General features: G+C 68.8%; 17 protein-coding genes. 9 read left to right on the top strand and 8 right to left on the bottom strand.

Going from position 1 to position 14,454, the window contains the following annotated elements; genetic code table 11:
* Positions 1-49 precede the first annotated feature (49 nt).
* The 3 genes from ETD86_RS25635 to ETD86_RS25625 all read right to left on the bottom strand — a co-directional run bounded on the left by ETD86_RS25635 (position 50) and on the right by ETD86_RS25625 (position 1,933).
* Positions 50-460 (bottom strand): DUF2000 domain-containing protein, encoded by a 411-nt coding sequence (locus tag ETD86_RS25635; protein WP_138668714.1) that lies wholly within the window; start codon positions 458-460, stop codon positions 50-52.
* Between the two features lie 62 nt (positions 461-522).
* A complete protein-coding gene (locus tag ETD86_RS25630) occupies positions 523-1,359 on the bottom strand; it encodes an SRPBCC family protein (protein ID WP_138668713.1) in 837 nt (278 codons plus the stop codon).
* A complete protein-coding gene (locus tag ETD86_RS25625) occupies positions 1,352-1,933 on the bottom strand; it encodes a helix-turn-helix domain-containing protein (protein ID WP_138668712.1) in 582 nt (193 codons plus the stop codon). Before ETD86_RS25625 ends, ETD86_RS25630 begins: the two co-directional genes overlap by 8 nt.
* Positions 1,934-1,994: 61 nt before the next feature.
* On the opposite strand from ETD86_RS25625, the gene ETD86_RS25620 reads away from it, so the two are divergent.
* A complete protein-coding gene (locus tag ETD86_RS25620) occupies positions 1,995-2,822 on the top strand; it encodes an AraC family transcriptional regulator (RefSeq protein ID WP_138668711.1) in 828 nt (275 codons plus the stop codon).
* Between the two features lie 126 nt (positions 2,823-2,948).
* Here the strand turns inward: ETD86_RS25620 and ETD86_RS25615 are convergent, their stop codons facing one another.
* On the bottom strand, positions 2,949-3,992 hold the full coding sequence (locus tag ETD86_RS25615) for a GDP-mannose 4,6-dehydratase (RefSeq protein ID WP_138668710.1): 1,044 nt from the start codon (positions 3,990-3,992) through the stop codon (positions 2,949-2,951).
* A gap of 233 nt (positions 3,993-4,225) precedes the next feature.
* Between ETD86_RS25615 and ETD86_RS25610 the strand changes: the two genes are divergently transcribed.
* The 4 genes from ETD86_RS25610 (at position 4,226) to ETD86_RS25595 (ending at position 8,342) form a co-directional block, all read left to right on the top strand.
* Entirely contained in the window at positions 4,226-5,473 is a 1,248-nt protein-coding gene (locus ETD86_RS25610; RefSeq protein ID WP_138668709.1) for a glycosyltransferase family 4 protein, read from the top strand.
* On the top strand, positions 5,473-6,183 hold the full coding sequence (locus ETD86_RS25605; protein ID WP_211370300.1) for a class I SAM-dependent methyltransferase: 711 nt from the start codon (positions 5,473-5,475) through the stop codon (positions 6,181-6,183). The genes ETD86_RS25610 and ETD86_RS25605 overlap by 1 nt, the downstream gene beginning before the upstream one ends.
* Positions 6,180-7,229, top strand: coding sequence for a glycoside hydrolase family 15 protein (locus tag ETD86_RS25600; RefSeq protein WP_170223260.1), 1,050 nt, complete (start codon positions 6,180-6,182; stop codon positions 7,227-7,229). Before ETD86_RS25605 ends, ETD86_RS25600 begins: the two co-directional genes overlap by 4 nt.
* 87 nt (positions 7,230-7,316) lie before the next feature.
* Positions 7,317-8,342 (top strand): DUF1702 family protein, encoded by a 1,026-nt coding sequence (locus ETD86_RS25595; RefSeq protein ID WP_138668708.1) that lies wholly within the window; start codon positions 7,317-7,319, stop codon positions 8,340-8,342.
* Positions 8,343-8,633: 291 nt separating this feature from the next.
* Here ETD86_RS25595 and ETD86_RS25590 read toward each other — a convergent pair whose 3' ends face one another.
* Positions 8,634-9,266: a class I SAM-dependent methyltransferase gene (locus tag ETD86_RS25590; protein ID WP_138668717.1), complete on the bottom strand. Its 633-nt coding sequence runs from the start codon at positions 9,264-9,266 to the stop codon at positions 8,634-8,636.
* An 85-nt stretch (positions 9,267-9,351) separates the two neighbouring features.
* On the opposite strand from ETD86_RS25590, the gene ETD86_RS25585 reads away from it, so the two are divergent.
* Positions 9,352-9,819, top strand: coding sequence for a pyridoxamine 5'-phosphate oxidase family protein (locus ETD86_RS25585; protein ID WP_138668707.1), 468 nt, complete (start codon positions 9,352-9,354; stop codon positions 9,817-9,819).
* On the opposite strand, the gene ETD86_RS25580 is transcribed toward ETD86_RS25585, so the two are convergent.
* Positions 9,802-10,203 (bottom strand): hypothetical protein, encoded by a 402-nt coding sequence (locus ETD86_RS25580; RefSeq protein ID WP_138668706.1) that lies wholly within the window; start codon positions 10,201-10,203, stop codon positions 9,802-9,804. The two genes, ETD86_RS25585 and ETD86_RS25580, sit on opposite strands and share 18 nt — an antisense overlap.
* Positions 10,204-10,407: 204 nt before the next feature.
* On the opposite strand from ETD86_RS25580, the gene ETD86_RS25575 reads away from it, so the two are divergent.
* The 3 genes from ETD86_RS25575 to ETD86_RS25565 all read left to right on the top strand — a co-directional run bounded on the left by ETD86_RS25575 (position 10,408) and on the right by ETD86_RS25565 (position 12,197).
* Positions 10,408-10,599, top strand: a complete 192-nt coding sequence (locus ETD86_RS25575) for a ferredoxin (RefSeq protein ID WP_138668705.1) — start codon at positions 10,408-10,410, stop codon at positions 10,597-10,599.
* A gap of 41 nt (positions 10,600-10,640) precedes the next feature.
* Positions 10,641-11,729 carry a Zn-dependent alcohol dehydrogenase gene (locus ETD86_RS25570; RefSeq protein ID WP_138668704.1) on the top strand — a complete coding sequence of 363 codons (1,089 nt, stop codon included), beginning with the start codon at positions 10,641-10,643 and terminating at the stop codon, positions 11,727-11,729.
* An 87-nt stretch (positions 11,730-11,816) separates the two neighbouring features.
* Entirely contained in the window at positions 11,817-12,197 is a 381-nt protein-coding gene (locus ETD86_RS25565) for a hypothetical protein (RefSeq protein ID WP_138668703.1), read from the top strand.
* 88 nt (positions 12,198-12,285) lie between these two features.
* Here ETD86_RS25565 and ETD86_RS25560 read toward each other — a convergent pair whose 3' ends face one another.
* Together ETD86_RS25560 and ETD86_RS25555 are read right to left on the bottom strand one after the other, a co-directional pair.
* On the bottom strand, positions 12,286-13,290 hold the full coding sequence (locus tag ETD86_RS25560) for a sugar phosphate isomerase/epimerase family protein (protein WP_138668702.1): 1,005 nt from the start codon (positions 13,288-13,290) through the stop codon (positions 12,286-12,288).
* 3 nt (positions 13,291-13,293) lie between these two features.
* Positions 13,294-14,445, bottom strand: coding sequence for a Gfo/Idh/MocA family protein (locus ETD86_RS25555; RefSeq protein ID WP_138668701.1), 1,152 nt, complete (start codon positions 14,443-14,445; stop codon positions 13,294-13,296).
* Positions 14,446-14,454 lie beyond the last annotated feature (9 nt).

Raw genomic sequence — 14,454 nt, 5'->3', positions numbered from 1 at the left:
CCGCACCACGGGCCCGCACGCTAAAGACCCTCACTACGAGGGCCGAGGCTCAGGGGTGCAGGGTGAGGCCCTTCAGCACCTTGTCAACGCCGTTCCTCGGCCCATGGACGGCGACCCCCACCAGCCCCAGCTCATCGGCCTCCACAGCCCGCACAGCCGCCCGGTTGTCCGCGTCGTGCCCCGTCTTGAACATCTCCTCGATGTACACGGCCACATCCATCCCCCGCCCCACAGCCTTCTCCCGGACGACCCGCAACTCCTCCAGACCCGCCACGTAAACCAGCACGGGCTGCCGGAACATCGGCAGGTACGAGGTGCCCGACCCGTCCTCGTACGGCTCCCCGATGGTCTCCCGCACCCCGCCCGCCACCGCACTGGCCAGGAAGGCGGTGACGTTGAGCTGCTGCCACGCGGCCAGATCCCCGCGGACGACTATGCCGATCTTGGTGTCGAAACGCATGGCAGCAAGTCTCCACGCCCCGCCCCAGCCCAGTCTTGAACGCTCGTGCGGGCAAAAGTCGACTATGCCGTGATGACCGGCCGCCAGTCCGGCACCTCGTGATAGCGCCGCAGCTCGGATACGCCCGACAGGAAGCCGCCCCACGCCGCGTACGGCGGCCGCTGGGCGTCGAACCCGCTCTGCACCAGCGTCAGCCGCGTCTTCCCCTCGGACCCCTCCAGCTCCCACGTCCCGACCCCGGGGCCGCCCCAGTCGAGGGAGAACTTGCGACCGGGCTCGAGCTCCAGCACCTTCGCCGGGCTCGGGTCGTTGGCGAGTCCGCCCATCGCGAACCGCCCGCCCACGAACGGCTCGATCTCGATCGGGAACCCGAACCACTTCGTCACCGCCTCCGAGTCCGTGATCGAGGCGAATACGTCGGACGGCGAGGCGTCGATGGTGACGTCGACTCGCATCTCCGTAGTGGTGAAGTCCACCTTGGGCGTGAGCTCACGCCCTTCGAAGTGCTCGGCCAGGTTGGCCAGGACCTGGCACCAGTACGTCTGCAGCACGCCCCGGATGCTCTTGCCCGTGATCACGTCCTGGAAGTCGTAGTGAGTCTGCGACAGCGTCACGACGGTGACGCCCTCGCTCTCCTCTTCCAGCGTGAACTCGGTAGTCGTCTCCTCGCCGTCCAGCACCCACGTGAACCGCACCGTCCGCTCGTCGGCGTGCAGCAGGCTCTGGTGCGGCGCATCCCCCTCAGGGGTCGTACGCCCCCAGAACCCGAACCGGTCGGGCAGCTCCACCTCGGCGTGCTCGGCGAGCCAGATCCGCATCGCGGCGGGATCGGTGAGCGCCTGCCGCACCTCCTTGAGCGGCGCCTGGACGCGGGCGTGCACGATCATGGGCTCAGTCATGGTCGTCTCCTTCTGACGAGTCGTCGACTTGCTTCGGATAGCAGGCGACGGCGAGCTTGAAGGCGTCGCCCTCGGCCCCGCCGTACCGCGTGAAGAGGTCCTGCAGCATTGTCTGGAGCTCGCTCAGGAACTCCTGACGGTTTTCCGGACGCACGTGGATCTCCCCGGACAGGCCGATGGACGGCAGCTCGGGCGCGGTCCTGTCGAGCGCCGCGATGTCGGCCTGCACTTCCTCCATGAGGTCCAGCAGGTAGCCGAGGCTGAGCTCGTCCCGCGCCTGGCGCAATCCGCCGATCCGGCCGACCAGGCGCGGCGACAGCCAGTACGAGCGGGCGGCGGCCTGGTAGGTGCCCTCGGAGATCCCGCGCACCTTGCGCTCGGACACCAGGTCCACCAGCCCCGCCTCGACCAGCCGTTTCACGTGGTAGTAGACCCGCTGCGGCGTCTGCCCGAGCCGCTCGGCAACCTCCGAGCACGTGCGCGGCTCGGCCAGCTGCCGCAGCACCTCTACACGCTGCGGCTTGAGCAGCGCCTCGGCCTGCTCGATCTCTTCCAGGTACAGGACATCTCTCATCGCAAAAACGATCCTTTACGTAAAAATCCTCTTTGTCAATGGCGTCCGAGAGAATGGAGGGATGCCGCATGACTGGTCCAGATACTGGCGGTCGCCCGATCGGCCGATCGAGGCCATGCACGCGCACTTCGAGCGGCACGTCTACCACCGCCACAGCCACGAGACCTACTCCTTCGGCGTGACGGAGACCGGGGCGCAGTCGTTCACGTGCCGGGGCTCGGCGCACACGAGCGCAGCCGGCATGGTCATGGCCTTCAACCCCGACGACCCCCACGACGGCCACGCCGCGAACGCCCTCGGCTTCACCTACCGGATGATCCACATAGCCCCGGACCTGGTCGCCGACGCCCTCCAAGACGCGACAGGCCACCGCACCGGCCTCCCCCTCTTCACGGCACCCGTAGCCGCCGACCCGGCCCTGGCGACCACCCTGCGCGCCCTCCACGTGGCCCTCCTGGACCCGGGCGCCCCGGCCCTCCGCCGCGACGAGCTCCTCACGGCCACGATCGCGCGCATAGTCCGCCGTACGGCGACGAGGCCCCTCCCCATCCCGGCCGAGCCGAGCAGGTCGATGACAATCGCCCGGCACGCCAGACGACTCCTCCACGACCGCATGACGGACGACCTGTCCATCGACGACCTGGCGAACTCCACCGGCACCAGCCGCTACGCGGTCTACCGCGCCTTCCAGGCGGCGTACGGCCTCCCGCCGAGCGACTACCAACGCCAGCTACGCCTCAGAACGGCCCGCGACCTCATAGCGGCCGGAACGCCCATCAGCGAAGCGGCCGGCGCGACGGGCTTCGCCGACCAGAGTCACCTGACCCGCTGGTTCACGCGGTACTTCGGCCTCACTCCAGGCGCCTACCGCCAGGCGGTGCGGCCCTGACCACGGAACCCGGTGCCCGTGCGCGCCGTAACGGCGGCGCGCCACTGACCGGTCAGAGGCCGTTCCCCTGGACAGACGCAAGCCAGCGACGGCGGTCGGCCGACCACGGCAACGCGTAACAGGAAATTACGGCCAGCTGCTGTCCTGATCGGGATCGCCGCCGTCAGTCAGAAGCCTCAAATCAGACTCGACCATCATGGCCACCAATTCGTCAAAAGACACCCGCGGCTCCCAGCCCAGCTGCGCCCGCGCCTTCTTCGGATCCGCGCACAGCAGGTCCACCTCGGCCGGCCGGTGCAGCGCCTGGTCGGTCACCACGTAGCGTTCCCAGTCCAGCCCCGCCGCGCTGAAGGCCGCATCCACCAGCTCCCGGACGGACTTCATCCGCCCGGTGCCGATCACGTAGTCCTCGGGGTTGCCGGCGCGCAGCATGAGATGCATGGCCTTGACATAGTCTCCCGCGAACCCCCAGTCGCGCCGCGCCTCCAGGTTCCCCAGCCGCAGCTCCGTGGCCAGCCCCAGCTTGATCCTGGCCACCCCGAGCGACACCTTCCTGGTCACGAACTCGGCGCCGCGGCGCGGCGACTCGTGGTTGAACAGGATCCCGGACACGGCGAACATGCCGTACGACTCGCGGTAGTTCTGGGTGAGGAAGTGCCCGTACGCCTTGGCGACGCCGTACGGCGAGCGCGGGTGGAAGGCGGTGCGCTCGGTCTGCGGGGTCTCGCTGACCTGGCCGAACATCTCGGACGACGAAGCCTGATAAAAGCGGATCTGCCCAGAACAGATCTGCGCGGACGAACCAGCCGAAGCGCCCCGCGACACGCCCGAACACACCCGAATCGCCTCGAGCATCCGCAGCACCCCCATGCCGGTCACCTCGGCCGTGAGCTCGGCCTGCTCCCACGACATGGGGACGAACGAGATCGCACCCAGGTTGTACACCTCGTCCGGCTGAACCCGTTCCACAGCCGAGATCAGCGATCCCTGGTCCAGCAGGTCACCGCGCACCACCTGCACGTCGGACAGCAGCTTGCGCATCCGCGACACCCGCGGGTTCGCCTGCCCCCGGGCCAGTCCCCAGACCTCGTACCCCTGCTCGAGCAGGTGCTCCGCCAAGTAGGAACCGTCCTGGCCGGTGATGCCGGTGATCAGAGCGCGCCTGGCCAAGGGGTCCTCCAATGATCGTGACGGGTATCCCTTTGGGACGGGAATGTACAGCTAAGCGCCCAGAAAGAGCATCAAGCCTCCTAGAACGTGTTCCACCGAACCACACTCGGTTACAACAACGTCGCAGTTCGCACGGTGTGCAGTAGGCATTGTGAACAATTCCAGGTGACCTACCGAATGGTAGCCTTCTCGGGCTAAGGTCATCATTCATGATCTAATCAGCGGTGAAAGGGGTGTCCGTGCCGGAGCCAAGGCTGCGGATCGCGCTGCTGTCCTACCGCAGCAAGCCCACCTGTGGTGGTCAAGGTGTCTATCTCCGCCACCTGAGCCGCGAGCTGGTCGCGCTCGGGCACCACGTCGAGGTGTTCTCCGGCCAGCCCTACCCAGAGCTGGACGAAGGCGTCATCCTACGCGAAGTGCCCAGCCTGGACCTCTACCGCGACGAGGACCCGTTCAGAACGCCCAAGCTGCACGAATACCGCGACTGGATCGACTGGCTCGAGGTCGGCACGATGTGGACGGCCGGCTTCCCCGAGCCGCTGACCTTCACGTTGCGCGCCCACCGCGAGCTGAAGAAGCGCATCGGCGACTTCGACGTCGTGCAGGACAACCAGACCCTCGGGTACGGCCTGCTCGGCATCCAGAAGCTCTTTCCCGTGGTCGGCACCATCCACCACCCGATCAGCGTGGACCGGCGCATCGAGCTCGAGGCCGCCACCGGCGCGAAGAAGCTGACCATGCGCCGCTGGTACGGGTTCGTGAAGATGCAGTCGCGCGTCGCGCCCCGGCTCAGCCCCATCCTGACGGTCAGCGAGTCGTCGCTGGCCGACATCCACCGCGACTTCAACGTCCCCCAGGCCAACATGCGGCTGATCCCGCTCGGCGTGGACACCCGCTACTTCCACCCGCGCCCGGACAAGCCCAGGCGCAAGGGCTCGATCGTCGCCGTGGCCAGCGCCGACTCGCCGATGAAGGGCGTCGCGACGCTGCTGCGCGCCGTGGCCAAGCTGGCCACCGAACGCGACGTGCACCTCACCGTCGTCAGCAAGCCGACCCCGGGTGGTCCCACCGAGCAGCTCGTGCAGGAGTTGTCGCTGCAGGACCGGGTGCGCTTCGTGCACGGCATCTCCGACGAGGAGCTGGGCGAGCTGATCGCCACCTCGGAGATCTCGGTCGTGCCCTCGCTGTACGAGGGGTTCTCGCTGCCGGCCGTCGAGCACATGGCCTGCGGCACGCCGCTGGTTGCCAGCCGCACGGGCGCGCTGCCCGAGGTCGTGGGCGACGCGGCCGTCCAGGTGCCACCGGGCGACCCGGAGGAGCTGGCCGCGGTGCTGCGGCGCCTGCACGACGCGCCCGAGGAGCGCGAGCGGGTCGGCAAGGCGGGATACGACCGCGTCATGGAGCGCTACACCTGGCACGTCGTGGCCAAGAAGACCGTCGAGGCGTACCGCGAGGCCATCCAGGCCCACAAGGAGAAATAGTGCTGACTGTGGACTTCGCCCGGCTTCCCGTCGGCCCCGGCACGCGTGTGCTGGATCTGGGCTGCGGCGGCGGCCGGCACGCCTTCGAGGTGCTGCGCCGCGGGGCGGACGTGATCGCGTTCGACATGGACCAGTCGGAGCTGGACAACGTGGCGGTCATGTTCGCGGCGATGGACAAGGCGGGCGAGGTGCCGCCCGGCGCCACGGGCGAGACCGTCCAGGGCACGGCGCTCGACATGCCGTTCGAGGACGGCGCCTTCGACCGGGTCATCGCGGCCGAGGTGCTGGAGCACATCCCGGACGACATGACGGCCATGCGGGAGATCTTCCGCGTGCTCAAGCCCGGCGGCACGGCCGCGATCACCGTGCCGAGCTTCCTGCCGGAGCGGATCTGCTGGGCGTTGGACGAGGACTACCACACCGCCCCCGGCGGGCACGTCCGCATCTACACGCTCGCCGAGTTGTCCGCCAAGCTGAAGTCCACCGGCTTCGAGGTCGGCCCGCACCACCACGCCCACGGGCTGCACGCCCCGTACTGGTGGATCAAGTGCGCGGTCGGGGTCAACAACGACGACCACCCGCTCGCGAAGGCGTACCACGAGCTGCTGGTCTGGGACATCATGAAGCGTCCCGCCGCGACCAGGATCGCCGAGGCCGTGCTCAATCCGATCATCGGGAAGAGCGTGGTCCTCTACGTCAGGAAGCCATGATCTCCCGCGCCGAGGTCGTGCGAACGGCCGAGAGCATCGCGGCGATGCAGCAGGAGGACGGCGGCGTCCCATGGCCGGAGGGGCACGTCGACGCGTGGAACCACATCGAGTGCCTGATGGCGATGTCCGTCGCGGGGCTCCACGAGCCGGTACGGCGCGGGTACGCGTACCTGGCCCGCCACCAGCGCGCCGACGGCTCCTGGCCGATGAAGCTGGTCGACGGCGTCCCGACCGAGCTGGGCGGGGAGAGCAACCACGCCGCCTACATCGCCGTCGGGCTCTGGCACCACCATCTCGTCACCGGCGACCAGGGCTTCGTCGAGGAGAGCTGGCCCATGGTCAAGGCCGCGCTCGACTACGTGGCCGGGCTCCAGACCGAGCGGGGCGAGATCGTCTGGGAACGTGACGCGCAGGGCGGGGCGGCGCCGTACGCGCTGCTCACCGGCTGCTCCTCGATCCACCAGGGCCTCCGCTGCGGCGTGCGGCTGGCCGACCACCTGGGCGACCCGCAGCCGCACTGGGAGCTGGCCGCCGACCGGCTGGCGCACGTCCTGACGGCGCATCCCGAGGCGTTCGCCGACAAGAGCCGCTTCTCGATGGACTGGTACTACCCGGTGCTCGGCGGCGCGGTACGCGGGCGGCAGGCGTTCGAGCTGCTGGAGCGGGAGTGGGCGACGTTCGTGGTGCCGGGGCTCGGCATCAGGTGCGTGTCGGACCAGCCGTGGGTGACCGGGGCCGAGACGTGCGAGCTGGTGCTGGCGCTGGACGCGCTCGGGGATCGGGAGCGGGCGGTCCGGCTGTTCACCGACGTGCAGCACCTGCGGCACGAGGACGGCTCGTACTGGACCGGGTGGCAGTTCGCCAACCGCAAGCACTTCCCGTACGAGCGCTCCGGATACACGGCCGCGGCCGTGATCCTGGCGGCGGACGCGTTGCTCGAGTCGTCCCCCGGGGCCGGGTTGTTCCGCGACATCGTGGGAACCTCGGTGTACGACCCGGACGTGTGCGGGTGCTCGGCCCCGATCCTGCCCCCTCAGGTCCACTGACCGGCGCCGCAAGGGCTTTTGCCGGTTCTTTGCCCGCGAAATCCGGTGCGTCGCCGATGACGGGCGCAACGGGTCACTAGCTTCGTAGTGGCCGTACGATGCGTCTTCGGGGGAAGCGTGGGCGACACGGGCACAACATCGTTCTTGGACCAGGCGGGGACCGAGCCGACACTGAACCCGGTGAAGGGGCTGCGGAGGTTCCTGATCAAGGATCCACTGGAGTGTGATCTGGGCCGGCGCAGGTTCCGGCTCAGACATGGAGCTTCTCGGGCAGTCTTCGCAAAAGCCGAAAAGTCCTACATTTTCGGCTTCAACGCGGCGATGTCGAGAGAAGTGGAGAAGGTCGAGGAGATCCCGGCCGAGCAGCGGCCCTTCGGCTACGAAGGGGCGGCCGCCGCCTGCACCGTGCTCGACCTGCTCACTTTGACCCGGGGCCGGCGCCTTCACGAGCTACTTGCCGGCCCCGCCCAGCACCATCGGCACGCCGCCTACCTCGGCGCCGGCCGCGGGTACGCGATGGTGCGCCTGCGTCCCATGCGGGGCGCACGCCAGGCTCACCCGCTGCTGCGCTGGCTGGCGGTGGACGGGTTCGGCTTCCAGTGGAGCCTGGCCAGGGCCGATCGCATGATCGGCGAGCGCACCATGCCGGACCTGCTCACCAGGGCCCACTGCGCGGTGTTCGACCAGGGGCTGGGGCGGCTGCTCTGGTACCACGACTGCGCCTCGCCCGACGACGTCGCGGCCAAGGTCGGGGGCTTTCCCGCGGGACGGCGGGCCGACCTGTGGAGCGGGGTCGGGTTCGCGGCCGCGTACACGGGTGGCGCCGAGGCCGACGAGCTGTGGTGGCTGACCGAGCACGCGGGGGCCGACGGGTTCCGCGCCCATCTGGCGCAGGGGTGCGCGTTCGCCGCGTCCGCCCGGCTGCGGTCGGGGATGTTGCCGGATCACACGGCGCAGGCCGTGCCGATCCTGGCGGGGGCCGAACCGGAGGAGGCGGCCGCCTGGACCGATCGGGCGCTCATCGCTCTCGGGCACGAGGCACGTACGCACGAGGACTTCCGCGGCTGGCAGTCCCAAACCCGCCACTCCTGGACCCGCCGCCGCCGGAGCTGAATCCCATCTTTTACGCGCTGCCGTGGCCGGCCACCCGATTTAGAGCCCATCCTTTACGCGCTGCCATGGCCAGCCACCCGCCGCACTTCGGCTGGCGGAGCGGCGAGCCTGGGGCGGAGAGCGGCAGCTTGCGTGACCAGCGGAGCCCCGTGCGAGCGCGACCATGAGCAGGGCCCTCCAGGAAACGGCCTCTGACCCTTCACAAGTCGCCCACCGTTACGCGAGCCCATGGTGACCGGCTCCGTGGTGCAAGCTGTGAGCAGCGGCAGCGCATACGTCTGGGCTTGTCCGCTAAATGGCGCCTGGTTTGACACGTTCGAGGACGCGCAACGAGCCCTCCACCTGGACCTCCTTGAATGTGCCTGACTCCAGCGCCCGCAGGTAGACCCGGTACGGCGCCTGTCCGCCGTCGGCCGGGTCCGGGTAGACGTCGTGGAAGACCAGCGCCCCGCCCGCCATGACGTGCGGCGCCCAACCCTCGTAGTCGCGGGTGACCGGCTCCTCGGAGTGGCCGCCGTCGATGAACAGCATGCCCAGCGGCGTGTTCCAGAGCCCGGCCACCCTTTCCGACCTGCCGACGATGGCGATCACCTCGTCCTCGAGTCCCGCCGCGGCGATCGTGCCGCGGAAGGTCGGCAGCGAGTCCATCTTCCCGAACCGGATGTCCATCAGCGTCGGATCGTGGTGCGCCCACCCGGGCTGGATCTCCTCCGAGCCGCGGTGGTGGTCCACGGTCACGACCACGGACCCGGCCTGCCTGGCGGCCGCGCCGAGGTAGATCGCGGACTTGCCGCAGTAGGTGCCGATCTCGCAGATGGGCCCGAGCTTGCCGTAGTGGCAGGCCGCCGCGAACAGGGCCAGCCCTTCGTTGACCGGCATGAACCCCTTGGCATGTTTCGCTGCATAGAGCAGCTCTGCCGGCATCGTCATAGGACTGCACCCTAGCCGAACCGAACAACATTCCAGGCAACCCTTGCAGCCCTCTTCTGGAACCTGTTCTACTTGGCACGTGAACCAGCGCGCCCGCATCGCGATGTCGGACGACGACGTCGCCGCCTTCCTGGAAAGCTCACGCAAGCTGCAACTGGCCACCATCAACCCGGACGGCACCCCGCATCTGGTCACGATGTTCTACGGCCTGGACGCCGGACGGATCGCCTTCTGGACCTACACGAAGGCGCAGAAGGCCCGCAACCTGGCCCGCGATCCCCGGGTGAGCTGCCTGATCGAGGCAGGTGACGACTACGACCAGCTGCGCGGCGTCCTGGTGTACGGCAAGGCCGAGCCGATCGCCGACCGGGACGGCGTCATGGCCGTCGGGATGATGGTCGCCCGCAGGATGACTCCGGGGGTGCCGGACGAGCTGCTCAGCCCGTACGTGGAGCAGACCGGGCGCAAGCGGGTTGCGTACGTCGTCGAGCGCACCAAAGTGGTCTCATGGGACCACAGGAGGCTGACGTCAACCACCACCGATTGAAGCCAGTGCTTTGCTCTCACGGTCCCGTCTGGCTGAAGGGAGGCCGGTAGCGTGCGACTGGTTGACAGCAGCCCGGCCCGCAACGCCGCGTACGGCGATGTTGCGGGCCGCGATGCGATCGGCGTGCCCAGCGAGGCCACACCCGGTGCGGAGGAAGGCGATCCCGGCCGTGCCGTGGATCGGCCCGGGCAGCACCGCGCCATCGTTGGTGACAGCCAGGTTCGCCACCCCTTGGTCCACCCCGAGGAAGCCGTTGACCGGCTCGCGCACCGCAGGTTGGGGCGCCTGCCGGCGCGGCTCCACCACGGCGAAGGCGCGCTCCCGCCAAGCCAGGCGGGAGACGACCGTAGCCGCCTGATCGCACATCTGCACCGCTGCTGCCACGGCGTTAGCCTGGGCAGGGGGACTGAAGTCGGAGCCGCACGACCGAGGGCAGGCCGCGCCGCTTGGCGGCAGGGCGGCGGATCGCCACGACGCTCTCCTGTCGCAAGAGCGTTACCGAGTGTGATCGATGCTTTCCATAGAGTTTTCGAAAGGAGGGTGGCGTTCCCCCGGTCCGAAGGACCGGATCTCAGCGCCACAACTCAGATGAAAGTGAAGGTGGACGAGCTGGTCTGTGAGGCCAACGCAGTATGCATGGGCCTCGCACCCGAAGTGTTCGACGTGGACGACGACGACCAACTGCACATTCTTCTCCCTGAGCCACCCCTTGAACTGCAGGACCGCGTCCGGCACGCGGTGCGGTCCTGTCCTAAAGCAGCCCTTTCCATCGAGGAATAGACCCTCGAGGACTAGCCTTCCGAGCCGGAGGAGGAACCCCCATGCGCGCCGCGATCCTGCACGCCGTAGGCAACGACAAGCTCGAGATCCGCGACGACGTCACGCTGGCCCCGGTGGGGCCGACGGACGTACGGGTGCGGATCAAGGCTACCGGCGTCTGCCACTCGGACCTGTCGGCCATGTCGGGCGTGCTACCGCAGCCCGTCCCGCTCGTCCCCGGCCACGAAGGGTCGGGCGAGGTCGTCGAGGTGGGCGAGCACGTCACCTCGCTGCAGCCCGGCGACCACGTGGTGATCAACTGGCGGCCGGCCTGCCAGGAGTGCGACCTGTGCCTGGGCGGGCAGCCGTACCTGTGCATGAAGTACGTGATCGAGGGCTTCACCAAGGGCAACTTCCGCTTCGGGGGCGACGAGACGACGGCGTTCGGGATGGCGGGCTGCGGCACGTGGGCCGAGGAGATCGTCGTGCCCTGGCAGGGCGCGATCAAGATCGACCCGGACGTGTCGTGGGAGGCGGCGGCCCTGATCGGCTGCGGCATCACGACCGGCGTGGGCGCCGCGCTCAACACCGCGAGGGTACGCCCGGGATCCACGGTCGCGGTGATCGGCTGCGGCGGCGTGGGCCTGTCGGTCATCCAGGGCGCCCGCGTCTCCGGAGCCAGGATGATCCTCGCGGTGGACCCGCTGGAGTCCAAGCACGAGCTGGCCAAGAAGGTAGGTGCGACGCACGCGGTCACGCCCGAGGGCGTGCCGGACGCGCTCAACGAGCTCACCGGCGGCTCCGGCTTCGACTACGGCTTCGAGGTGGTCGGCAAGTCGGCCACCATCCAGAGCGCGTGGCAGGTCACCCGGCAGGGCGGCGACGTCATCGTGGTCGGCGCGGGCGCGATGGACGACATGGTGTCGATCTCCGCGTTCAGCCTGCTGTTCGAGGGCAAGAACCTGCTGTCCAGCCTGTACGGCGAGGCGGACGTGCGGCACGACTTCCCGTACTTCGCCAAGCTCTACAAGGCCGGCCAGCTGGACCTCGAATCGATGATCAGCGCCCGCATCCGCCTCGCGGACCTGAACGACGCGGTCGAGGCCCTGCGGGCCGGCGAGGTGCTCCGCCAGATCGTACTCATGGACTGACCTGGGGAAACGACCGGCGAGGGAACCGGAATGTGCCTTCCTGCTCTGCTACAGGTAGTAGCAGCACCTTTACAGAGAGGAAGGCATATGCACCGCTTCGCACCTGTGCTCGCCGCGGCCGCTTTCGGGGCCATGACCCTGTTCAGCGGCTCGGCCCTGGCGGCGACGGCCACGCCGGCCGCGGCCGGCAACCAGGCCGTCGTGCTCAAGGACTGGGACACCGATGACGCGTCCACGGCCAATTACGTCTGGGCGGTCACGCAGCAGCCCGAGAAGAGGGTGGTCCTGCTGCAGCCCGAGAAGAGGGTGGTCCTGCTGCAGCCCGAGAGGAAGATGGTCCTGCTGCAGCCTGAGAAGAACATGGTCCTGCTGCAGCCCGACAAGCAGTGGACGATCAAGTGGCAGAAGCTGGAGAGGCGCGGCCCCCAGATGCAGAGATGGATCCAGCTCATGGAGCTCTACGGGTAGTCCCTGTAGTGACCGCGAGTACGGTTTCCACGGAACGGCGCCGGACGCGAAGACCAAGCGTTCCGGCGCCGTCCTATGGGTTCGGCCCCTACGTCGTCGAGAAAGCGGCGTCGAAGGCCGTGGCGGGCGGGGTGATGGAGTTGAGCTTGCGGATGTAGCCCAGCGCCTCCTTGGCCCCGTCCAGCCGGTCCATGCCCGCGTCCTCCCACTCGATCGAGATCGGGCCTTCGTACCCGATCGAGTTCAGGGCGCGGAAGCAGTCCTCCCACGGCACGTCGCCGCGCCCGGTCGAGACGAAGTCCCAGCCGCGGCGCATGTCGGCCCAGGGCATGTGTGAGGACAGGCGGCCGCGCCGGCCGTCGCCCACGCGCATGCGCGTATCCTTGCAGTCCACGTGGTAGATGCGGTCCTTGAAGTCCAGGATGAAGCCCACCGGGTCCAGGTCCTGCCAGACCATGTGCGACGGGTCCCAGTTGAGCCCGAACGCCGGCCGGTGGCCGACGGCCTCCAGCGTCCGCACCGTCGTGTAGTAGTCGTAGGCGATCTCACTCGGGTGGACCTCGTGCGCGAAGCGCACGCCGACCTCGTCGAAGACGTCCAGGATGGGGTTCCAGCGGTCGGCGAAGTCCTGGTAGCCGGCGTCGATCGCCGAGGCGGACACCGGCGGGAACATCGCGACCGTGTGCCAGATGGACGAGCCGGTGAAGCCCACCACCGTGTTCACGCCCAGCAGCGACGCGGCCCGCGCGGTGTCCTTCATCTCCTCGGCGGCACGCTGCCGCACGCCTTCGGGCTCGCCGTCACCCCAGATGCGGGCGGGCAGGATGGTCTTGTGGCGCTCGTCGATCGGGTGGTCGCAGACCGCCTGGCCGACAAGGTGGTTGGAGATCGTCCACACCTTGAGGCCGTGCTTGTCGAGCTGGGCGTGCTTCTGCTCCACGTACGACGGGTCCGCCATGGCCTGGGCCACGTCGAAGTGGTCGCCCGAGCAGGCGATCTCGAGGCCGTCGTAGCCCCATTCGGCCGCCAGCCGGCACACCTCCTCGAACGGCAGGTCGGCCCACTGCCCGGTGAACAGTGTGACTGGTCGCATCGGTCAATCCTCCACGTTCGTGTAGCGGCTGCCGTCAGCCGCGCTGCGCTCGACCGCCTCCAGGACCCGCTGCACCCGCAGCCCGTCCGCGAAGGTCGGCGACGGGTCGGTTCCGGTGGCGAGCGCTTCCAGGAAGTCCTTGATCTCGTGGGTGAAGGTGTGCTCGTAGCCGAGCCCGTGCCCGGGTGGCCACCAGGCGCCCACGTACGGGTGATCGGGCTCGGTGACGAGGATCCGCTCGAAGCCGCCGCCACCGGAGCTGAGCCACAGCTCGTTCATGGCCTCGAAGTCGAACGCCAGGCTGCCGAGCTGGCCGTTGATCTCGATGCGCATGGCGTTCTTGCGGCCGGTGGCGAACCGTGTGGCCTCGAACGAGGCCAGTGCCCCGCCCGACATCCGGCCGATGAACAAGGCGGCGTCGTCGACGGTGACCTCACCCGTCTGCTCGGTACGGGAGGCGCCCAGGCCGGCCGACTCGCCCGCCAGCGGACGTTCCTTGATGAAGGTCTCCGTCAGCCCGGACACACCGGCGACGTGCTGCCCGGTGATGAACTCGGCCGCGTCCACGATGTGCGAGCCGATGTCCCCGAGCGCCCCGGCGCCCGCCTTGTCCTTCTGCAACCGCCACACCAGCGGGAACTCCGGGTCGACGATCCAGTCCTGCAGGTATTGAGCCCGCACGTGCCGGATCTCGCCGAGCCGGCCCTCCTCCACGAAACGCCTGGCCAGAGCCACGGCTGGGACGCGCCGGTAGTTGAAGGCCACCATGCTCTTGCCCGATGCCGTCGCCGCGGCCCGAACCATGGCCTCGGCCTCGGCGACGGTGTTGGCCAGCGGCTTCTCACAGATCACATGTTTGCCGGCCTCCAGGGCGGCGATGGCGATCTCGGCGTGCGAGTCACCGGGCGTGCAGATGTCGACGATCTGCACGTCGTCGCGCTTGACCAGCTCTCTCCAGTCCGTCTCGACGGCGTCCCAGCCCATCTGCGCGGCGGCCGCCTCGGTACGCTCCTTCGACCTGCCGGCCAGCACCGCCATGCGCGGTGTCAGCGGCAGGTCGAAGAAGGCCCCCACGCTCCGCCACGCCTGGGAATGGACGCGGCCCATGAACGCGTAGCCGACCATGCCCACGCCGATGGTGGTCTTGTCTGACATGCAACCCCC

The organism is Nonomuraea turkmeniaca (assembly GCF_005889735.1).
Classification (GTDB): domain Bacteria; phylum Actinomycetota; class Actinomycetes; order Streptosporangiales; family Streptosporangiaceae; genus Nonomuraea; species Nonomuraea turkmeniaca.
This window is presented reverse-complemented; position numbering and strand designations above follow the sequence as displayed.